This window comes from Woeseia oceani (assembly GCF_001677435.1).
Classification (GTDB): Bacteria; Pseudomonadota; Gammaproteobacteria; order Steroidobacterales; family Woeseiaceae; genus Woeseia; species Woeseia oceani.
In genome coordinates this window covers 2,549,018-2,569,312 of sequence record NZ_CP016268.1, presented here as the reverse complement: position 1 = coordinate 2,569,312, position 20,295 = coordinate 2,549,018, and the positions used below count along the sequence as shown (strand labels likewise).

Sequence of the window (20,295 nt, the reverse complement as noted above, 5' to 3'; positions counted from 1 at the left end):
GATTGTCAATCGATGCTGGCAAGTCCCTGGCGAATGGCGTACTTCACGAGACCCGGCACGTCGAAAATATCCAGTTTTTGCATCAGTTGACTACGGTGAGTTTCGACAGTCTTGGCGCTGATCGATAACAGTTCAGCAATTTCCCGAGTGCTCATGCCTTCGGCGAGCAAGCGCAGTATTTCCCGTTGGCGGTTGCTCAGCAAATTCAGGCTGGCGCTGACATCAATGCTTTCCGCCATTACGTCGCCCAGTGCCGGGCTCAGGTATTGACCGCCGGCTGCAACAATTCGAATCGCGCGCTCGAGCTCGCTGGGCGCCATATTCTTCAGCATGTATCCAGCGGCACCGCAGCTTAATGCGCGACGTACATACTCTCCTGTCGCGTGCATCGACAGAATAATCGTTTTGATATCGGGTCGGGACTTGTTGATGTGAGCGGCTGCGTCCAGTCCGCTGATACCGGGCATCGCGATGTCCATCAGGAAAACCTGAATGTCCGGATTGTCGGCAAGACGGATGGCTTCTTCACCGCTGCCGCCTTCGGCAATGACTTCGCAGTGATCCAGGTCTTGCAACAACGCCTTAAGACCGTCTCGCACGATTTGGTGATCGTCGATTAGGGCCAACCTGGTTCTTGCCATGCTCTGCTCCGCTACAAGGGCAACTCCGCCGTAATATGCGTGCCCGTGTCTTTGCTGGATTCAATGTCCAGCTTACCCCCACGTTGCTTTGCCCGTTCTCGCATAAACAACAGGCCCATATGGTCTATTCTGGCAGCCGGCTCGTCGATTTGTGCCGAGTTGAAGCCGGAACCGTCGTCCACAACATCCATCCGCAGCATCTTATCACTAGTAGACAGGCGTACCTCGATTACGGATGCGTCAGCATGTCGCAGCGCATTGTCCACCGCCTCCTGAGCGATGCGGTAGGCCACAGTGGTGGTCTGCGGACTCAGTGCGGCAAGCTCCCCGCTGCTCACCAAGCGGCACTCAGGGCCAGCGGGCGTGGTCAATTGCTTGAGGTGCGAGGTCAGCGCAGTTTGCAGGCCAAAATCGTCGAGTGCCGTAGGTCGTAGTTCCAGCGACAGCTGGCGGACGGAATCTGCCAGCGTGTCGATCAAGGCCATACTGGACGTTATGTCTGATTCGGGCCCACTGTCGCGGTTCGCTTTGTGCAGGCTCAGCTTTATCGCTGCCAGACTCTGGCCTATCTGCTCATGCAGTTCACGCGCGAGCTTGCCCCGTTCTTCCTCCTGAACGTTGAATAACATCTTGGTCAGTTTCTGGAGCGCCAGAGCAGAGCTTTTTTGTTCAGTATTATCGACCAGCATGACAATGACGCCAGTAGTTATCCCCGCCGAGTTCTGCACCGGTCCAACGTAACCACTGCACCAGCGTGGTATACCGTCAAATCCGGTGATTTCGTATTCGACGTCCTGTTGCCGCTCGCCGGCCTCCATGGCCATATTCACCGGTCCGCCGTTCGCCATCATGCGCTTGCCGTGAGCGTCGGTAATTCGGATGGAGCCGACCAGACTGCGCCAGTCATGGACCGACGCAGGTAGCTGGGCCGTGCCGAGCTGAGCAAGTGCAGCCGCGTTCACATAGCTTAGCTTCTGCGTTTGATCGATCGAGATTACACCGACAGGAGCGTTCCTGATCGCCTCTTCAAGCTGGATGTGGGCATCATCAAGCTCAGCCCGGGTGCGTTGTAACTGAGCTGTCTTGCGGGCGACGCTGTCTGTGAGCCGTGCCCGCGCAGCACGCAGTTCATTTTCCCGGGCCCGAAGCGCCAGAACCAGGCTACGGCGGTAGTCGTGCTCGTAGCCAAGCGCGATGTATATGCTTGTCGCAAGCAGGATCGCCGTTACGACACTGGCCGTGGACGAGATGATGGCAGGTGGGCCGAAGCCGTATGCCGCACTGTAGATCGTGTAGCAGGCGCTGATAACCGCAATGACGATGCCAAATCGCATGCCGGAGTTCGCGACAGCGAAGGCGGCGGTGCCGTAGATGAGCAGGAAGGGCGCGGGAACTGCGACACCAAATTGGCGGAGGGTCTCCACCGTGGCCATGACCAGTAGCGTGACCAGGAACAACAGCACGGGTTTCGCTCGCGTGTAGTCGGGTCGCGGATGGTCGGCAATGCCAGTGCTGGAAGGATCGTCCATTTTCCCCTGATAGTGGTCGCTCTCGGGTTCGGACCCGCAGCACCCTGCAAATCCTAGGATACCTTGCACGGACGCTCTGCCTTATCAGGGAAACCCTTGGTTTATTCAAGGCATTCCCCGAGTCTTCCCATCAACAGTTTAAATCCGGTCAAAATCGACCTTTTTCGGTATATCGCGGCGGCACGCATACGTGCGTTTGATGACCGCGGGTCACCTGTAACTGATGCAGCGTTTCGGCAAATCAGGTACGGTTCTGCGACGCGCAAATCGACCGTATTCTGGAATTTCACCATGGCATTAGTCGTTCCACTCAATCTCCTTGTTTTTGCCGGACTCATCCTGGCGCTGGTGCAGGTGCGCAAGCTGAGTTTCACGCTGTCGCAACAGATACTTGCCGGCCTGATCGCGGGCGTTGCGTTTGGCTTTGTCTTGCAGGTGGTCTACGCCGGCAACCCGGCAGCCATCGATGAAACGCTGGTCTGGACCAACGTTGTAGCGAGTACCTATATCAAGTTATTGCAGATGGTCATCATGCCATTGGTCTTGGTGATGATGATCTCGGCCGTTGTGCGTATGCGCGAGGTTGCGGCGCTCGGCCGGATTGGCGGTGTGGTCATTGGCATTCTGGTCGGTACAACAATGATCGCTGCGCTGGTCGGCATTACCATGGCGAACCTGTTCAATCTAACTGCGGAAGGCCTGACGGAGGGCGCGCGGGAACTGGCACGGGCATCAGCCCTGGAGTCGCGTCTCGAGACTGTTGAGTCACTCGGGCTGGCCGACATGCTCGTGCGTTTCATTCCGTCCAATATCTTTTACGACCTGACCGGGGCACGGCCCACGTCGATAATCGCGGTTGTGATCTTTGGTGTGCTCTTCGGTGTCGCGGCATTGCAGGTAGGGCGGGAAAACGCTGAACGTGGTGATTCAATCGGCCGCTTCGTCGAGACCGTGCAGGTCATCATAATGAAGCTCGTGCGCATCATCATGGCGTTTACTCCTTACGGTATTCTCGCGTTGATGACGAAGGTCGTCGCGGGCTCGAATATTGCCGATATCCTCAATCTGCTGACTTTTGTAGTTGCGTCATATGCCGCGATCGCCATCATGTTTTCCGTGCATGCCTTGTTGCTGTTATTGAATGGCGTGAATATTCGGCGGTACCTGCAAAACGTCTGGCCGGTGCTGACTTTTGCGTTCACCTCGCGGAGTTCTGCCGCCACGATTCCTCTGAACGTGGAGACGCAGATAGATAAGTTGGGTGTGCCAACCTCCATCGCGAATCTCGCGGCTACATTTGGCGCGACGATAGGTCAGAATGGTTGCGCGGGCATTTACCCGGCAATGCTGGCGACGATGGTTGCCCCGACCATGGGGATAAACACGCTGGATCCGTCTTTCATCGCGGGATTGGTTGGCATCGTGGCCATCAGTTCGTTTGGTGTCGCCGGCGTCGGTGGTGGTGCGACTTTTGCCGCGCTGATCGTATTACCTGCGATGGGCATGCCTATTGCGCTGGTTGCGTTGCTGATTTCGATCGAACCACTGATTGATATGGGCAGAACGGCACTCAACGTGAATGGCTCGATGACTGCAGGTGTGTTGACCAGCCGTTTGTTGAAAGACCTGCCGCAGGACGATGCGGCAGCGGTCAGCGAATCGGCCTGAACAATGCCGCCACGGACGTCAGGCAGCGCCCCGGATCCGGGGTTCTTTCGGAAAACACTGTCAGTAGAATGTCCGTGCGGCAAAACAGAACTTACATTGCGTTGACGTATTGAACCATAGTCAACACAGTGTTGACTGAATCGACGTTTGTTCCCGGTACGAATTTGTTACTGTGCCTGGGATACGAGATGTTGCGCGAACGCCATAGTGCCGAGTGCAAAATAATAAAACTATGCGAGAGTTTTGAAGGCCGAACGATGCTGATTATCAAGCGCAAAGCGCAAGATATTATTACGATTTCGCCGATTGAGGGTCTGGATACGTCACTGCCAATCAGCGAGATCTTTGGTGAAGGGCCAATCGAGATCAAACTGCTCGAAGTCGGCAGGCGACAGGTCAAGGTGGCCATCGACGCGCCGCCTCTGCTGCAAATTTGGCGTGGCCGCAAAGAACCCGCCGACAGCAACGCTGAAGGCGCGAGCAATCAGGCCACCAGTGAGCCGCCGGTCGAGTCGGTGGCGGACGCTGTTGTCGCAGGAATTGACTAGCCGGTCAATTTACGAAGTGTTATCGGCTTTGAGGGGTTGTAGTTGTCGGCTGGTAGTAGCGACCATCGGTCCATCGTGTTGATGGACATCAGCTCGGCTTCTACGAAATCGATGAATGCCCGAATCTTCGCTGGCGGCTTGAGGTTCGGATAGACCGCATACACCCCGTAGTTGAGTGCGTCGTTCGAGCCCGGCAGCACTCGCGCCAGCAGCCCTTGTGACAATTCGCCGCTCACAAACAGTTCAGGTACACAAATAATCCCATCGTCCATGCAGGCCGCGAGTATCAACGCGAGCACGCTGTTCGATGTGGTACCGCAATCGACAGTAACTTCGGCAGGGCCATCCGGACCCTCCAGACGCCAGATCGCACGCTTCTTGCTGGCATTGCCCACGGCCAGGCAACGGTGTGACTTCAGCGCTTGTATGTCTTGTGGCTCGCCGTGTTTTGCGAGGTACCCGGGTGAGGCGACCAGAATTTCCCGTGTGCTGCCAATGCGCCGAGAAAGGAGGCTGGAGTCATCGAGTTTTTGCGCAACGCGGATCGCAACATCGATATTACTGCCAATCAGGTCAACGTAGCGGTCATCAAATTGCAGGCTGAGCGACACTTCTGGCCATGCCTCGCGGAACTTGCGCATGAGCGGCGCGATCAGGGTTGCACCAAGACTGGTCGGCAGGCTGCAGGAAACATTGCCGCTGGGGCGTTGATCAGCACCAATGACCGAAGCAATCGCACGTTCCAGCGACTCGTCAACTTCCAGGCTGTGCTGGAAAAATGTGCGGCCGGCATCGGTAAGGCTGACGTTGCGTGGGGTACGATTGAGCAAGACCACGCCGAGATCGGTTTCCAGCCGGGAAATGCTCTTGCTGACGGTTGAGCGCGTGACGCCCAGTAAAGCAGCAGCCTCGGAAAAACTCCTGGTTGCAGCAACCTTGGTGAAGATCTGGACGTCGGCAACGTTCATGGCTTGTTTGGCAAACTCCGGAAAAGACCAACTGGGATTTTCCGGCGTGCGATCCGCTGCCGGAAATTCGCCAGGGTCGGTAGGCTGGAAAGGTCGAAACTGTAACCTCTCGGACACACAAAGCAAGTTGCTCGCCCGATTTCGATCGCTATATTCGGCAGTCAGCGTAAGTGGACGCTGGATGACTACGGTTTGTTCGGGGAACTAATCAATCAAATCGACCGCAACGGAAAGGCTGGATTTCAAGCGGACACTCCGTGTCGCTGACCAGTGCGCTGACGATTTCAGCGGTAATTCCCGAAAGCGTCAGTCCCAGGTGCTGGTGGCCGAACGCCAGAATCGCATTTGGGTGTTTGTCGCAACGCCCGATCATGGGCAAATGATCAGGCAACGACGGCCGGCCGCCCATCCAGGAGGATTCAATCGACCATTCGGCAGTCGGTAGGAGCGCGCTCAGATGGCGCTGTAAGGTCACGTGCCGCTTGTTTACTGGCGGTAATTCGGTGCCGCCGAACTCCACAAAACCCGTGATTCGGAGCCCGCAGCTCATGGGAGTCATGTACGTGTGACGCTCGTAGCTTGCGACGGGAACCTGCAAGTCCGGCAACTGCCCGGTGACCGTCAGGTGGTAGCCGCGTTCCACGTCGAGCGGTACCCGATGCCCCAATGTGCGGGCCAGATGACGCGACCCGGCACCGGCGGCAATCAGCAGCTGTTTGGCCTTCACGGTTTGCCCGTCGGTGTACAGGACAAACGACCCGTCAGCACTTGGTTCGACGTGGCGCACGTTCGTGCGCGACAGACGGCCGCCGATTTGAGTGAAGGCTTTCAGGAGACTTCGGGAAACCTCGAGGGGGTTGACTACGTGTGCGGTGTGTGGAAAAAAAAGCCCGCCGTGCACGGCTTGTGTCAAGCCGGGAGCCAGCGCTTGCAGTTGCTCGACGCCCAGCCAATGGCAGTCAATACCATGCGTGGCCAGCCAATGCCGTTGGCCCATCATGGCCGGTTTGCTCGCGATGTCTTCGCTGATCAATACATGACCCCGGCGTTTGAGCAATGCCGAGCTACCGGCATCTTGCAGCAAACTTGTGAATGCATCCAGGCTGCGCGCTTGCAATGACCGGAGCGCAGCAACGCCGGAGTCGAACTGCCGTGCCGCCAAAGCAAAACGTGCAAGCCAGGGCAGGGCGCGAAGCAGGTAACGTGGATGTACGGAGACAGGGCCGTCGCGTTCAAGTAGGTATCGCGGCAATTTGCGCAGTGTCTGCCATGACGCCAACGGCTCGATCGAATCGGTCGCAATCACACCCGCATTGCCGTACGAGCAGCCATGTCCCGGTTCCTGCTTGTCGATCAGCAGTACCGACTTTCCTTGCGAGGCAATACGAAAAGCGGCGGCCAGCCCGACAATACCTGCACCGACGACCGCAACCTCCGCTGCCGTGTTGTCCGTTGCGTTCATCGGCTATGAGCGAGGCCGGTCATTGCCGCTCGTCAGCTTCGGCAAGCCCGCAAGGGAAAGGGTCGGATGGCTCGAAGATCAACGTGGATCGGGCGGTCAGGAAAGCCGAACCCGTAATCGTCGGGATCACGCTCGCCTCGTGGATCGCGGCCGAAGCCGTAAAGAGACCGCCGCAGATGCTCTCCTGACGCCAGATGGCGCCGGGATCGAGTGCGCCATCTTCGATCAGACAGGCTATTTTGGCGCTGGTCCCGGTACCGCAGGGAGAACGGTCGTAAGCACCGCCGGGGCAGAGGACAAAGTTGCGGCTGTCGGCTCGTTCCGCATTCGACGGGGAGCCAAATAGTTCGATATGGTCAATTTGCGCGCCACCCGCACCGCATAGTGAGCTGTTGTCGAGTGCGCGCCGGACCCGGGTGGCAAATTCGGACAATTGCCGAATGTTGCCGGGTTCTACGGCCAGGCCATGATCGTGGATCAGGAAAAACCAGTTGCCGCCCCATGCGATGTCGCCTGCTACCGTGCCGATGCCCTCGACTGCTAATGCTACGTTCTTGCGATAACGATAGCTGGCAACGTTCTCCACGCTGACGCGGTGCTCGTCGTGAATGGTGACCCGGACATTGCCGGCCGGTGTTTCAAAGCTATGCAGGCCTATCTCTATGCGCTGTTCACGCAGCAGACTTATGGCGACGCCAATCGCACCGTGGCCGCACATGCCGAGATAGCCTGCGTTGTTGAAGAAGATTACGGCCGCTGTATTGCGCTTGTCTCCGGCGGGCAGCAGGAGCGCCCCAACGAGGATGTCCGAGCCACGCGGTTCGTTGATGACCGCTTTGCGGAACGCATCGTGATCCCGGCGCAGCTCGTGCACGGCGTCCGCGACCGTGGCAGCGCTGAGCGCCGGGCCGCCGTCGAGCACGAGGCGCGTCGGTTCACCTTCTGTGTGCGAGTCAACAACAGTAATTCGACGCGAGGCCTTCATTGCAGCGCGTCAATCGTAGCCACGCAGACAGAGCGCCGTCTCGTGGTACTGCGCGAGACCATCGACGCGCTTGTCACGTGTATCCGGCCGTTGCCAGGAATGCGGACATTGATTGCCTCAGGACTCAACATTTTGCCAATTCGAGTCTTGTGCCTTGGCAAGGCCAGGATCCTTGCTCCTCTCAGCTGGTGATGCTGGTGATGAAAATTATCGCCACTGCGGCCGGCACGACAAACCGCATCAGCAATTGCCACAGTTTGAATCCGAAAGCGTTCCGCAGGCCCAGTTCATCCCGCATGATGTCGCTGGTTACCCGCCAACCGACGAATATACTGGTCAGGAACGCGCCGACCGGCAACAGGACGTTCGTCATGATGTAGTCCGTTGCATCGTAGAACGTCTTGTCCGCAAACCCCGGCAGAAAGTCCAGCGGGTAGACATTGGACAGTTTGTTGAATGAAAACACCGCCAACAGGCCAAGCACCCAAAGCGCCGTTCCCGCTACCGCGGCGGCTTGATTTCGGCTCAGATTAAATCGTTCCTGGGTCGATGCCTGAATTGGCGCGAATACGCCGATGCAAGACGTCAGGGCGGCAGCAATAAGCAGGAAGAAGAAAACGCTGGAGAAAATCTGCCCGCCGGGCAACTCGCCGAAGGCTATTGGCAACGTCTGAAAGACCAGGCCGGGTCCTGAATCGGGTGGCAAGCCATGTGCGAAGACCAGTGGGAATATGGCGAAGCCTGCCATGAACGCAACCAGCGTGTCGGCGCCAACGACAATAAAAGCATTTTGCGAAATTGTGGTTTGGCGGCTGAGGCACGAGCCATAAGTGATCATGACCGCCATGGCGATACCGATGGAAAAGAATGCCTGGCCCAGTGCTGCCAGCATCGTGCTCGCGGTGATCCGCGAGAAGTCGGGTGTGAGCAGAAAGCGTACGGCTGCCGCCATATCGCCAATGACGGATGCATAGATCACCATGAGCACGAGGCAGACAAACAATGCGGGCATCAAAATGTTGACCGCGCGTTCGATGCCACCGTGTATGCCCCGGGCATTAATCCACGCGGTGATGATGACCACCACGGTGTGCCAGAACGCCAGACGCGACGGACTCGCCAGCAACTCGTCGAACACAGTACTGGAACCGCCAGCATCGATACCGACGAAAGTGCCTCTAACGGCAAGCAGGAAATAGTCAATCGTCCAGCCGGCAATGACGGTGTAGGTCATCAGCAGCATGAATGCGGCAAGTACTGCAACGGTGCCGACCTTCGCCCAATGCGTCGAAATGCCAGCCTCACTGGCGACCGAACCGATGCTGCCGGCGGCGGACTGGCAACCGGCACTGCGTCGGCCGATCGCCCATTCAGACATCACCAGCGGTACGCCAATACCAAGCGCAAATAACAGGTAAACAAAGATGAATGCGCTGCCACCACTTTCGCCGACGATATAGGGGAACCGCCAGATATTGCCGAGGCCTACCGCGAAGCCAACAGATGCCATGATGAACGTGAAGCGCGATGTCCAGTTTTCCTGAACGTTGCCTGGTGCTGGTGCTGTCATACTTTCCCCCAAAAGTTATCGCATCTCCGACGTCCGTCTCGTGGCCAGACGTCGATCATTTCTTGTCAGTTTATTGACTCACGTATCGAGTACTGTGTCGATCGTCGCGCAAGCATCATTGATCACAGTTTGCAGATCGTTCTGCAGTTTTTCCGACATCGGAAGCAATGGCGGTCGCACGGGTCCGGCAGGGCGGCCATGCAGCGCGCACGCCTGTTTCACGCATTGAATGAACGCACCTCCATGTTCGAGGCATAGCATCAATGGCAGCAATGCAAGCATGATTTTGCGCCCGCGTACGAAGTCGTTCTCTGTGACGCAAACCCGATGAAATGCGACGGCCTGGCGCGGCATGAAATTGGCAATAACCGATACCCAGCTGCGTGCGCCCCATGCAAAAAATTCCAGAACCAGGTCTTCGGCGCCGGCACTGAGTTGCAGTTGCGGATAACGGCTTGCGAGTTGGTGTATGCGGGTGATGTCGCCACTCGATTCCTTGATAGCGATGACGTTTTCTATATTGATGGCACCGTCAAGGAAGTCATCATTCATCGCAGTGCCGCTGCGGGCCGGGTAGTTGTACAGGATAATCGGCAAACCCGCTGTGCGGTCAATGGCACGTACGTGTTGCACCAGTTCGTTCGGCGCGGGTAATACGTACGGTGGCGCGGCGACCAGCAAGGCATCGGCACCACCGGCTTTGGCGGCCGCGCTGATTTTCATGCAATTGTCGACGGCCAGATCGTTGACGCCAACAATAAGACTCACCCGCCCGGCGATGTGTTGCGCGGCAAATTCAAGCTGGGAGATGCGTTCAGTGGGGCTGAGCGCGAAGAACTCGCCAGTCGAACCACCGACGATGATACCGGCTACACCGTGTTCGATCTGCCAGTCGATGACATCCGCAAAAGCGCCGTAATCCACTGACAGGTCGTCATTGAATGGTGTGATTACGGGCGTGTAGATGCCGTTAAGCTGCACAGTCATCCCTGCTCTGTGGAATCGCTGCATTATGCGACGTTGTGGCACGAACGACAACGGGCCGGCGGCTGGCCGATGGCAAGCCCAACAATCGGTGTCGAAAAGCATTGAAACACTGGCGTGTTTGATGGTTTTCCGCTACAAGTCATGACAGCTTCGGCGCAATTGGCAGGATTGCCGTGCTACTTGCGTCACAATGGCTTTGACACGGTGTCGCCCGGTCTGAGCGTATGTCGGGCACGCGCTACCAACAATTTGGGGGGGGGAGTTATGAGAACTTCAATTACCGTCGCTGGCTTGCGAGGCATGGTTCTGACGACTGCGTTCTTTGCGGTCGCTGCGCCTGCGCAAAATGTACTTATTGAAGAAATCATTGTTACTGCGCAGAAACGGGAACAGAACATCCAGGATGTGCCGGTCGCCGTCACAGCGTACAGCGGGCGAATGCTGGAAGAATCCGGAATCAAAGATGTTCGGGAGCTTGCTGCCATCGCACCGGCGCTGACCTCCAGCCAAAGTCAAACCTCTACAACCTCCAGCTTTTCGATTCGCGGCATCGGCACCAGCGCCCAGAATTTTGGTCTGGAGTCGTCTGTCGGCTTATACATCGACGGTGCGTACCGCGCGCGACAGAGTTCGATTATCAATAATCTGGTCGACATAGCGGCCGTCGAAGTATTGCGAGGCCCGCAGGGAACGCTGTTCGGCAAGAACACGCCGTCGGGCGCAATTAACATGACCACCGTACGTGCAGGTCACGATCGCAACGCGTTTCTTGAAGTTACAGCCGGCGACTTCGGCTTATTGAACTTTGCAGGCGCAACCAACTTCTCATTGATTCAAGACGTATTGGCTGTGCGTGCAACCGTGTTTACCGGTAGCCGCGATGGCTACGTGAGCGACATCAATCTGGGCAATGACGCGATCAATGACCGCAATCGCGCCGGTGGGCGCCTGCAGTTGATGTACACACCGAATGACAAGTTCGAGGTTCGGGTCATAGGTGATTATGGCGAAATCAATGAGACCTGCTGCGCAACATTGACGAGGCAGGACAACATCGTCGCTTTCGGGCGTGATGATGGGATGGGCGGCCCGGTCTACGGAACGGATGCGCTGTTGCTGCAGTTGGGCGGCACCGTCTTTACGGGCGATCAGTTTGAGGACCGCGTTACGGCATTGAACCGCCTGCCGCATTCATCGAACAATGATGCGGGCTTGTCTGTCGAGCTCAATTACCAGTTTGACAACGTTGCCTTCAAATCGATTTCTGCCTACCGGGAGTTCAAGAGCTTTGACAGGATTGATGCGGATTTCAGTAATGTTGATCTGTTAACGGACACCAATGTCGCTGACCAGAATTCGTTTTCGCAGGAATTTCAATTCAACGGGGTCATCGGTGAACGAACAACGTACGTTGCCGGTGTCTATTATTTCCAGCAGGATCTGAACAGCGTGTCGACTCTGAACATGGGCGATGCGACATCGCCATTCCTCTCTGCTGATCCTGCTCTCGCGTTGGCGATCGGTGGAATCAATATGTTTTCGCCGCCGTTCCCGCCAGTAGCGGAGGCGTTTCCGGCAAGCGCTTTCGCCAGTGACAATATGCGTCAGGAACACGAGAGCTATGCGGTATTCGCCCAGGCGGATTTCGAGCTGAATGATGCGTGGGTACTGACTGCCGGTTTACGGTACACGGACGAAGAGAAGAAGATGGTTGGTCGGTTCAGCAACGGATCGATGGGCCCGCCGCCCGACATCACTGAAATCGGTACCGTGTTGACCCTCATTCAAATGGGCTTGCTCGATCCATTCGATCCTGCCAACACGCCCCGCTTGATGGCGGCCTTCAGCCCGACCTGGGTGCCCGGTTGGGGACTCTACACGCAGCCTGCGCTGGCACCACAAGCCGACCTGAACGAGACGCTTGCGGACGACCAGGTGACCGGCACGATCAAGTTGTCCTGGTTCGCCAACGACAACACGATGTTTTATGCGTCGTATGGCACCGGCTACAAATCGGGTGGTACCAACACGGACCGTATCAACCCGGTGTTCTCCCAAACCTTCGGTCCGGAGACGTCCAAAGCCATCGAGCTGGGGGTGAAAGCCGATTTCCCCGCGCAGAACGTGCGCCTGAACGTGGCGCTGCACAATACGCAGGTTGAAGATCTGCAGACCAATGCATTCAGTGGCAGTGGCTTCAATCTGCAGAACGCCGGTAACGCCGATACGTCCGGTGCCGAGGTCGAGTTGTGGTGGAGCCCGACCGAGAGTTTTCAACTACAGGCCAACTACGTACGCTCGATTGCCGATTTCGAAGACTTTCAGAACGGTACCTGTTGGATAGCGACGCCGTTCCATACCGGTACTCCGGATCCCGGCTACGACTCGAGCGGTGGGCCGTTCAGCCCGACCTCCAGTGTATGTGATCGTTCGGGTGGACGGGTTCCGAGCAATCCGGAGAACAGTTTCTTCCTCGCGCTAAACAAGAGTTTTGAAGTCGGCAGTTCAACCTCGCTCTACCTGCGAGGCGAGTATTCGTACATATCGGATACGATGACAGACGGTAACAATGAACCGTTGAAGCTGCGCCCATCATTCGACAACCTGAATCTCCGGTTTGGCCTGATCTTCGACAACATTGACGCCGAACTTTCGATTTGGGGACGTAACGTTACCGACGAGAGTTTCTATGAAACGGTCTTTGATGTGCCGGTACAGAACGGCAAGCTGAATGCCTATCCACTGGAACCCCGAACCTTTGGCATGACCTTCCGCAAAAGTTTCGAGTAAAGCCAGAACACCGCAGGTTTCCGGCCCCACAGAACGGTGTGACCGGCAGCCTGCCGACCTCTTGGGTCAAACCCCGTGCGAACGAGTCATCAGGCGACGTCCGCTGTCGATCACAAGTATGGTTGCCATTGCCACCGGTATGCGCGGCCGGGGTTGAATCCGCTGGCCTGCACTGGTTGCGATGTACCTTTTCTCTGTTTGTGCGGCGGTGGCTGGAAAGTCGTGCTGCAGTTGCGTAGGGTCTTGCACGGGAAATGAAACCCAGTATCCGCATGTTGAGCCAAGGAAGCGTGTAGTGAACCGGATAAAATGGATGTTCGCCAATGGAATGGCGATACTGTCAGTGTTGACGGCCAATGCCGCCATTGCACAGTCAATCGAAGACATCATCGTAACTGCGACTCGTCGGCAGGCCGATGTTCAGGACGTGCCGATATCCATTTCCGCGTACACCGGCAAGTTCCTCGCTGACTCCGGTATCGATACGCTGCAGGACCTCGCGGCCTATGCGCCAAACCTGACCTTCACTACAGGATCGCAGCCAACCAACGCGCGTATCGCGATCCGCGGTATCGGTTCAGTCAGCAACAATGCTATTGAACCTGCCGTTGGTGTGTTCGTCGATGGCGTCTATTTGCCGAGATCGGGCGCAGCTCTTGGCAACTTGGTGGATATGCAGGTCGTCGAGGTGTTGCGCGGCCCGCAGGGAACCTTGTTCGGTCGCAATACCGCCGCAGGGGTATTGAATCTGCGGAGCAACGATCCCGGTACTGAATTCGAAGGTCATGTGCTGGCAGAACTGGGCAACTACCGGGCCTCGTCTCTGGAGGCGGTTGTAAGCGGACCATTGTCTGATTCCGTGGCCGGACGATTTGCGACCCGGCGTACTGAACACGGCGGGATCGCGTACAACCAGTTCGATGATCGACGAGTCGGCGAGCGCGAAGACCTGGGTGCCCGCGGCAAACTTCTTTTCGATATTGGCGACTACCTCGAGATCAAGTGGACTGTTGATTACAACGAAATCAATTCGGGTGGCAATATTGTCGAACTCGACCCGGCAACCAGCAGTCCCCGTTTTGACGCTACGCAAACCGGCCTGTTTGGCTCATCAGCTCTGACCGACGATGGCCGCGATCACGTCATTAATCAGGATCATCGGGACCGACTTGAAGACGAGCAGTGGGGTAGCAGTATTGATCTGAACTACCAGATTGGCGATTTCACTGTCCGTTCGATCACCGCGTTGCGAGACTGGCGAGCGGAGACCTACGAGAGCGTGTTTCGATTGCCGGCCGACATACTGCCGCGATTGACCAACTATCACACCAGAACCGTTTCACAGGAGCTGCAACTTCTGTCGCCGAGCGGACAGTTCGCGGAATACATCGTCGGCGTCTTTCTTTACGACGAAGATTATTCGATCAATCAGTCCTTTGATGCCGGGGCGGATGCGTGCACACCGTTGGTTTTCGCCGTAGCAGGAGCCGCTGCGGCAGCGGCTTGTGCCAATGCCAGTCAAAGCCCTGCGGTTGCTTCCGAATTCTCCCAGTCGCTGCAGAGTATGGCTACGTTCGCGCAAACTACGTTGAATTTTTCAGAATTTTTTTCCCTGACTATTGGTGGCCGTTATACGTCTGACGACAAGGACGGTTTGTTCAACCAGGTATTGCCAAACCCGGTACTTGGCTCCTTGTTCCGCGCCCCGGAAAGCGAGCCTGATCTGAAGTCGAACGATGCGGCATGGACGTGGCTGGTAACCGCAATGGTCAAGCCCACCGATAGCGTCATGTTGTTCGCAACCGGGTCTACGGGTTTCAAGGGTGGTGGTTTCAATTCGGAAGGCGCATCGATTGCGCTGGATTCGGTCGCACGAACGTTCGACTCCGAAGAGTCGCGCAACATTGAATTAGGTTTCAAGAGTGTGGCACTCGATCGACGACTGATCGCGAATGTCACTCTTTACCATACGCAGGTGAAGCGCTTTCAGGACCGGTCATTCGATGGCACCAGTTTCATAACCAGAAATGCAGGTTCACGCACTCAATCAGGCGTTGAGTCGGACCTCGCGTTGCGCCCGATCGAGCAACTGACCCTGCTGTTGGGTCTTAGCTATCTCGATGCGAAGTTCGACAGTTTCGTATCAGCCTCACCTTTGCCGGGCAGCACCGTTGCGCAGGATTTGAGTGGCATGCGGCCGCATGCAACGCCCGAATGGCAAGGGTCGCTGGTTGCAGACTGGCATAGCCCTTTGGCATCGGGCGATCTCGAATGGTTCGTGCGCGGCGGTTTGCAGTACGTTGGCGAACAGAACATTGGCGGCAATACAAACCTCAATCCACAATCCATGGAAGACGGTTATCTGCTTGCGGATCTTCGGCTGGGCTTGGGTGATGAACGATGGCAAGTGTCGGCCTACGTCAGCAACCTGGGAGATGAGCGGTATTGCCAGGCCAAGTTCGATCAGCCACTCGGCGGTGCGTTTGGTGCCATTGATGCTGTCGCCAATACGACAGCCCAACGTTGCGTTCTCGGTAGCCCGCGTACCTTTGGCCTGAGATTTCGCTACGAATTCTAGGTGCAGGTGAGATTGCTACGGCGATTCGCCGCCGGAGCGTAAACACACGGCGGAATGCGCCGCTACGCGCCATATTGCAGGAGCCGTTGCATTGACTTCCGCTGTTGCGTAGCAGATCCGCCAGAGCCGGTCCGCACCCAGCGATTGCAGGGAAACCGTTACCGCATCGCGGCTCGAATTCAGTAACAAAGCCTGTAGTTCGAATGCGGGCGTTTCGTCGCTGAGTAACAACACGAGGGTTTGGCAATTGTGCCAGTCGGCTGCATCGAGTGGCTGACCATCTGCGGTCAGCCAGCTGATGTCTGCGAATCCATGGGCGCCGGGTTCGCCGTGCCGGTAGGTATCTCGTTTCAGTGCTACGGAAGATTTGCGCAATGCAATTAATGCGCGCACGTCTTCCAGCAGCGAATGCTCATTGTCGCTCCATGACAGCCAGCCGGTTTCGTTGTCCTGTGCATAGGCGTTGTTGTTGCCGTGTTGTGTATTGCCGAGTTCGTCGCCCGCCAGCAACATCGGCGTGCCCGGCGCCAACAACAGCGTTACCAGCATATTAAGGCGTTGTTTGCGGCGCAGTTCTTTCCGGGCGGGGTCGTCGGTCGGCCCTTCGGATCCGTAGTTGGCGCTGTAGTTATGGCGGTGTCCATCGCGGTTGTTCTCGCCGTTCGCTTTGTTGTGGCGGTGCTTGTAACTCACGGTATCCAGCAACGTGAAGCCATCATGGCTGCTCACAAAATTGATACTTGATGCGGGCCCACGACCACTGTGTTCGAAAATATCGGATGAGCCGTGCAGTCGGCGGCCGAACTCGCCGGACTGCTCCGCGTCACCGCGCCACCATTGGCGTGCCGCGTCACGGTAGCGGTCATTCCACTCCGCCCAGCCGACGGGAAACTGCCCAAGTTGGTAACCGCCCGGCCCAGGGTCCCACGGTTCCGCGAACAATTTGCAATGCTGTAAAGCGGGGTCTGCACTAATGCGGCCAAGTAAAGGATGTTCGGGATTGAAGCCGTCGGCGTGTCGGGCGAGTACCGTTGCGAGGTCGAAGCGAAAACCATCAACACCCATCTCATCCGTCCAGTAGCGCAGACTGTCGATGATCAGGTCCTGAACGACGCCAGAGTCAGCATCAATCGTATTGCCGCAACCCGTGTCGTTGATGTAATGCAGCGCGCTATCCGGAGCCAGACGGTAATAGGCCGCATTGTCGAGGCCGCGGAAAGAAAGGCTGGGCCCGAATTGATCGCCTTCTGCCGTATGGTTGTACACCACGTCCAGTATGACTTCCAAACCGGCATCGTGAATGGCATTGACCATTTCAATGAACTCGCCGCGAGGGTTGTTGCTTGCGTAGCGTGACGCAGGGGTGAAGAAGTTCAGTGTGTTGTAGCCCCAGTAGTTTCGTCGCCCTTGCTCGCTCAGGAATTGTTCATCGATGAAGTACTGTACCGGCAGCAACTCGATAGCACTGATACCCAGTGCGCGCAGGTACTGCAGAACCTCGGCATTGCACAGCCCGCGCATGCGGCCGCGGTCTGCCTCCGCAACTGCCGGATGCCGCATCGTATAGCCACGCAGGTTCAGCTCATACAATACGGTGTCACGCCATGCTGTTCGCGGGCCGCGCGATGCCGGTGCACCGGCGGCAGTGACAACGGAAAAGCCGACATGGTTGCTGCTGTCCAGCTGACTTGCTTGTCCTTCGGCCGGGTTGCTGCCGATGACGTAGTCGAATAACGAATCGTCCCAGCGGAACTCGCCGTCGATTTGCCGGCAATAAGGATCCAGCAGCAATTTGTTCGGATTGCAGCGCAAACCGTCGGCCGGGGCATAGGGCCCGTGCACCCGGTAGCCGTAGCGTTGGCCGGCTTTGCAACCCGGCAAGAAACCGTGCCATACGGAGTTATTGTTGTGTGGCAGTTCGTGTTGCCCGGTTTGCCGGCCGCTGGAGTCGAACAGGCATAATTCGATACGCTCTGCCACGGCCGAGTAGACGGCGAAATAAACACCGCCGTCCGCAACCATAGCCCCCAGGGGAGGTACTGCAGCGCCGCTCATCAGGGGGCCAGCGGGGTTACCGTATCCAGCCGCCAGATATCGTCGTTGTAGTTCTTGATCGTGCGGTCAGTGGAGAAAGTGCCTGACGCGGCGGTGTTGCGAATACTCATGGCGGTCCATAGATCGCGCTGGCTGTACGATTTGGCTACCCGTTCTTGTGCGTCGATAAAACTGCGGAAGTCCGCGGCTGTCATCCATGGATCATGTGGATCCCTGATGGCGTGCAAAATACTGTCAAACACGCCGGGTTCGAATCGATTGAAATGCCCGCTTTCCAGCAAGGAAATAACCCGTGCAAAGTCGGCATCCGAAGCAATGATCTCTTGCGGGTTGTAGGTGGCCCGTTGCGCTTCGATTTGCTCCACGGTGAGACCGAACAGAAAGAAGTTTTCATCGCCTACCGCTTCGCGGATCTCGACATTGGCGCCGTCGAGGGTGCCGATAGTGATGGCGCCATTCATCATGAATTTCATGTTTCCAGTGCCGGACGCCTCTTTGCCCGCCGTTGAAATCTGTTCGGAGAGATCAGCCGCGGTGCAAATGACTTCCATTGCCGAAACATTGTAGTCGGGCAGGAAAATCAGGCGAAGTTTGTCGTGTAGCCGACGATCGGAATTGATGACCTTTGCAACGTTATTAATCGCTTTGATTATGTTCTTGGCCATGACATAGCCTGGTGCCGCTTTGCCGCCAATAATAATCGCGCGCGGCAACTGGGCATCATGCTGGCCGCGCTGATTGCGGTCGTACAGGTATACGGCATGCAGCAGATTCAGTAGCTGCCTCTTGTACTCGTGAATGCGTTTGACCTGTACGTCGAACAGCATTGCCGGCGAAATTGTCAGGCCTGTGCGTGTCTCGATCAGTTTCGCAAGGCGTTGCTTGTTTTCAGCACGCACGTTGCGCCAGCGCTGTTGAAAATCCGGGTCCTCCGCGACCTCGGCCAGCCCCGCGAGTTGCGGCAGGTCTGTGGTCCATTCAGTACCGATTTGCGAACTGATCAGATCAGACAAGCCGGGATTGCAGGCGGCGAGCCAGCGCCGCGGTGTTACGCCATTCGTTTTGTTGTTGAATCGCTCGGGCCAAAGTTCGGCGAAATCCTGGAATAGTCCTTTCTGGAGCAGGTACGAATGCAACTGCGCGACACCATTGATTGAGAAACTGCCAACGATGGAAAGGTACGCCATCCGCACCATCTTGTGCGGTCCAGGCGAAATGAGTGACATGCGTTCGATACGAGCGTTGTCGCCGGGCCACTGGGCGCTTATTTCCTGAATAAAACGCGCATTAATTTCGTAGATGATTTCGAGTAGCCGGGGCAGCAAGGTTTCGAACATCGCAACCGGCCATTGCTCCAGAGCCTCCGGCAGCAAGGTGTGATTGGTGTAAGCCATCGTTTGCGAGGTGATTTCCCATGCTTCGTTCCAGCTGAGGTAGCAATGATCCATCAAGAGGCGCATCAATTCCGGTACCGCGAGTGCCGGATGGGTGTCATTGAGCTGGACACAAAGCTTTTCTGCGAAGCCGGAGTAGTCGTCGCCGTGACGCTGCCGCCAGTCGCGCATGATGTCTTGCAGACTCGCGGAAACCAAAAAGTATTGCTGGCGGAGACGCAATTCCTGACCGGACTCTGTCGCTGCGTTTGGGTACAGCACCATGGTGATGTTTTCTGCTTCATTCTTGGCGGCAACGGCATCGGCATAGTCGCCCGCATTGAACTCGTCAAGGTCAAACTCATCGGTTGCCGCAGCGGACCATAGCCTTAGCGTATTGACTACGTCATTGCGATAGCCCGGTATCGGCACGTCATAAGGTATGGCGAGTACATCGTGGGTATGCACCCAGCGGCGACGCTGTTTGCCTTCATGATCCGCATACGCTTCGCTGTGGCCACCGAAACGCACAGTTTGCGAGAGCTCGATTCTTTCGATTTCCCACGGGAACTCGACGCGCAGCCAGGGATCTGGCTCTTCGACCTGGTAGCCGTTTTCTATGCGTTGATGAAACATGCCGTACTGGTAGCGAATACCGTAGCCGATGACCGGCAGTTGTAACGTCGCACAACTGTCAAGAAAACACGCCGCCAGTCGTCCGAGTCCGCCGTTGCCGAGGCCGGCGTCGTGTTCGCGTTCTGCCACGTCTTCCAGGCGCAGACCCAGGCGATTCAGCGCTTCAACGGCCGGTCCTTTCAGGTCAAGACTGATCAGCGAGTTGGTGAGCAGGCGGCCCATCAGGAATTCCAGTGACATGTAGCAGGTGCGTCGCATGTCTGCGCGTTCAACTGCAATATTTGTTCGGTTCCAGCGCTCCATCAGGCGGTCGCGAACGGCATAGGTCAGCGCCTGATAGACGTACGGTTGTTGTTTGCTGATCGTGCGGCGACCAAGTGTACGGCCGAAGTAATGTGTCAAATCCCGTAACAGGGCATCTGCTGACATGTCGAGTGCCGGTGCGTGCAATAATTCGATGTGATCGGCGCTAAGGCCTGTTTCTGATTCCGGCGCATTCATTTGG

The 20,295-nt window shown here is 56.8% G+C and carries 13 protein-coding genes; 4 read left to right on the top strand and 9 right to left on the bottom strand.

Going from position 1 to position 20,295, the window contains the following annotated elements:
• Window positions 1-5 precede the first annotated feature (5 nt).
• Window positions 6-641, bottom strand: coding sequence for a response regulator (locus BA177_RS11590; RefSeq protein ID WP_068616383.1), 636 nt, complete (start codon window positions 639-641; stop codon window positions 6-8).
• 11 nt (window positions 642-652) lie between these two features.
• Window positions 653-2,170: a sensor histidine kinase gene (locus BA177_RS11585; protein WP_068616381.1), complete on the bottom strand. Its 1,518-nt coding sequence runs from the start codon at window positions 2,168-2,170 to the stop codon at window positions 653-655.
• Between the two features lie 291 nt (window positions 2,171-2,461).
• Here BA177_RS11585 and BA177_RS11580 point away from each other — a divergent pair, with 291 nt between their 5' ends.
• Both BA177_RS11580 and BA177_RS11575 read left to right on the top strand, forming a co-directional pair.
• Window positions 2,462-3,838, top strand: coding sequence for an L-cystine transporter (locus tag BA177_RS11580; RefSeq protein ID WP_068619272.1), 1,377 nt, complete (start codon window positions 2,462-2,464; stop codon window positions 3,836-3,838).
• A gap of 257 nt (window positions 3,839-4,095) precedes the next feature.
• Window positions 4,096-4,386 carry a carbon storage regulator gene (locus BA177_RS11575; protein WP_197492999.1) on the top strand — a complete coding sequence of 97 codons (291 nt, stop codon included), beginning with the start codon at window positions 4,096-4,098 and terminating at the stop codon, window positions 4,384-4,386.
• On the opposite strand, the gene BA177_RS11570 is transcribed toward BA177_RS11575, so the two are convergent.
• From BA177_RS11570 to BA177_RS11550, 5 genes are all read right to left on the bottom strand, one after another.
• Window positions 4,383-5,354 (bottom strand): LysR family transcriptional regulator, encoded by a 972-nt coding sequence (locus BA177_RS11570; RefSeq protein WP_068616377.1) that lies wholly within the window; start codon window positions 5,352-5,354, stop codon window positions 4,383-4,385. The genes BA177_RS11575 and BA177_RS11570 overlap by 4 nt on opposite strands.
• A 208-nt stretch (window positions 5,355-5,562) precedes the next feature.
• On the bottom strand, window positions 5,563-6,816 hold the full coding sequence (locus BA177_RS11565) for an NAD(P)/FAD-dependent oxidoreductase (RefSeq protein WP_068616376.1): 1,254 nt from the start codon (window positions 6,814-6,816) through the stop codon (window positions 5,563-5,565).
• 19 nt (window positions 6,817-6,835) lie between these two features.
• The gene (locus tag BA177_RS11560; protein ID WP_068616374.1) at window positions 6,836-7,801 is read right to left on the bottom strand and encodes a proline racemase family protein; all 966 of its coding nucleotides are present in this window, start codon (window positions 7,799-7,801) and stop codon (window positions 6,836-6,838) included.
• A 181-nt stretch (window positions 7,802-7,982) separates the two neighbouring features.
• Window positions 7,983-9,371, bottom strand: a complete 1,389-nt coding sequence (locus BA177_RS11555) for a sodium-dependent transporter (RefSeq protein ID WP_068616372.1) — start codon at window positions 9,369-9,371, stop codon at window positions 7,983-7,985.
• 78 nt (window positions 9,372-9,449) lie between these two features.
• Entirely contained in the window at window positions 9,450-10,358 is a 909-nt protein-coding gene (locus tag BA177_RS11550; protein ID WP_197492998.1) for a dihydrodipicolinate synthase family protein, read from the bottom strand.
• Between the two features lie 264 nt (window positions 10,359-10,622).
• Here BA177_RS11550 and BA177_RS11545 point away from each other — a divergent pair, with 264 nt between their 5' ends.
• Together BA177_RS11545 and BA177_RS11540 are read left to right on the top strand one after the other, a co-directional pair.
• Window positions 10,623-13,148 carry a TonB-dependent receptor gene (locus BA177_RS11545; protein WP_068616370.1) on the top strand — a complete coding sequence of 842 codons (2,526 nt, stop codon included), beginning with the start codon at window positions 10,623-10,625 and terminating at the stop codon, window positions 13,146-13,148.
• A gap of 295 nt (window positions 13,149-13,443) precedes the next feature.
• Window positions 13,444-15,726 carry a TonB-dependent receptor gene (locus BA177_RS11540; protein WP_197492997.1) on the top strand — a complete coding sequence of 761 codons (2,283 nt, stop codon included), beginning with the start codon at window positions 13,444-13,446 and terminating at the stop codon, window positions 15,724-15,726.
• Between the two features lie 15 nt (window positions 15,727-15,741).
• Here the strand turns inward: BA177_RS11540 and glgX are convergent, their stop codons facing one another.
• Together glgX and BA177_RS11530 are read right to left on the bottom strand one after the other, a co-directional pair.
• Window positions 15,742-17,781, bottom strand: a complete 2,040-nt coding sequence (gene glgX, locus BA177_RS11535) for a glycogen debranching protein GlgX (protein ID WP_082990062.1) — start codon at window positions 17,779-17,781, stop codon at window positions 15,742-15,744.
• Window positions 17,781-20,291 (bottom strand): glycogen/starch/alpha-glucan phosphorylase, encoded by a 2,511-nt coding sequence (locus tag BA177_RS11530; protein WP_068616366.1) that lies wholly within the window; start codon window positions 20,289-20,291, stop codon window positions 17,781-17,783. The genes glgX and BA177_RS11530 overlap by 1 nt, the downstream gene beginning before the upstream one ends.
• Window positions 20,292-20,295 lie beyond the last annotated feature (4 nt).

Excerpts from the sequence above, each read along its gene's own strand:
- BA177_RS11590 (WP_068616383.1), bottom strand. The coding sequence starts at position 641 with ATGGCAAGAACCAGGTTGGCCCTAATCGACGATCACCAAATCGTGCGA.
- BA177_RS11585 (WP_068616381.1), bottom strand. The coding sequence starts at position 2,170 with ATGGACGATCCTTCCAGCACTGGCATTGCCGACCATCCGCGACCCGAC.
- BA177_RS11580 (WP_068619272.1), top strand. The coding sequence starts at position 2,462 with ATGGCATTAGTCGTTCCACTCAATCTCCTTGTTTTTGCCGGACTCATC.
- BA177_RS11575 (WP_197492999.1), top strand. The coding sequence starts at position 4,096 with ATGCTGATTATCAAGCGCAAAGCGCAAGATATTATTACGATTTCGCCG.
- BA177_RS11570 (WP_068616377.1), bottom strand. The coding sequence starts at position 5,354 with ATGAACGTTGCCGACGTCCAGATCTTCACCAAGGTTGCTGCAACCAGG.
- BA177_RS11565 (WP_068616376.1), bottom strand. The coding sequence starts at position 6,816 with ATGAACGCAACGGACAACACGGCAGCGGAGGTTGCGGTCGTCGGTGCA.
- BA177_RS11560 (WP_068616374.1), bottom strand. The coding sequence starts at position 7,801 with ATGAAGGCCTCGCGTCGAATTACTGTTGTTGACTCGCACACAGAAGGT.
- BA177_RS11555 (WP_068616372.1), bottom strand. The coding sequence starts at position 9,371 with ATGACAGCACCAGCACCAGGCAACGTTCAGGAAAACTGGACATCGCGC.
- BA177_RS11550 (WP_197492998.1), bottom strand. The coding sequence starts at position 10,358 with ATGACTGTGCAGCTTAACGGCATCTACACGCCCGTAATCACACCATTC.
- BA177_RS11545 (WP_068616370.1), top strand. The coding sequence starts at position 10,623 with ATGAGAACTTCAATTACCGTCGCTGGCTTGCGAGGCATGGTTCTGACG.
- glgX (WP_082990062.1), bottom strand. The coding sequence starts at position 17,781 with ATGAGCGGCGCTGCAGTACCTCCCCTGGGGGCTATGGTTGCGGACGGC.
- BA177_RS11530 (WP_068616366.1), bottom strand. The coding sequence starts at position 20,291 with ATGAATGCGCCGGAATCAGAAACAGGCCTTAGCGCCGATCACATCGAA.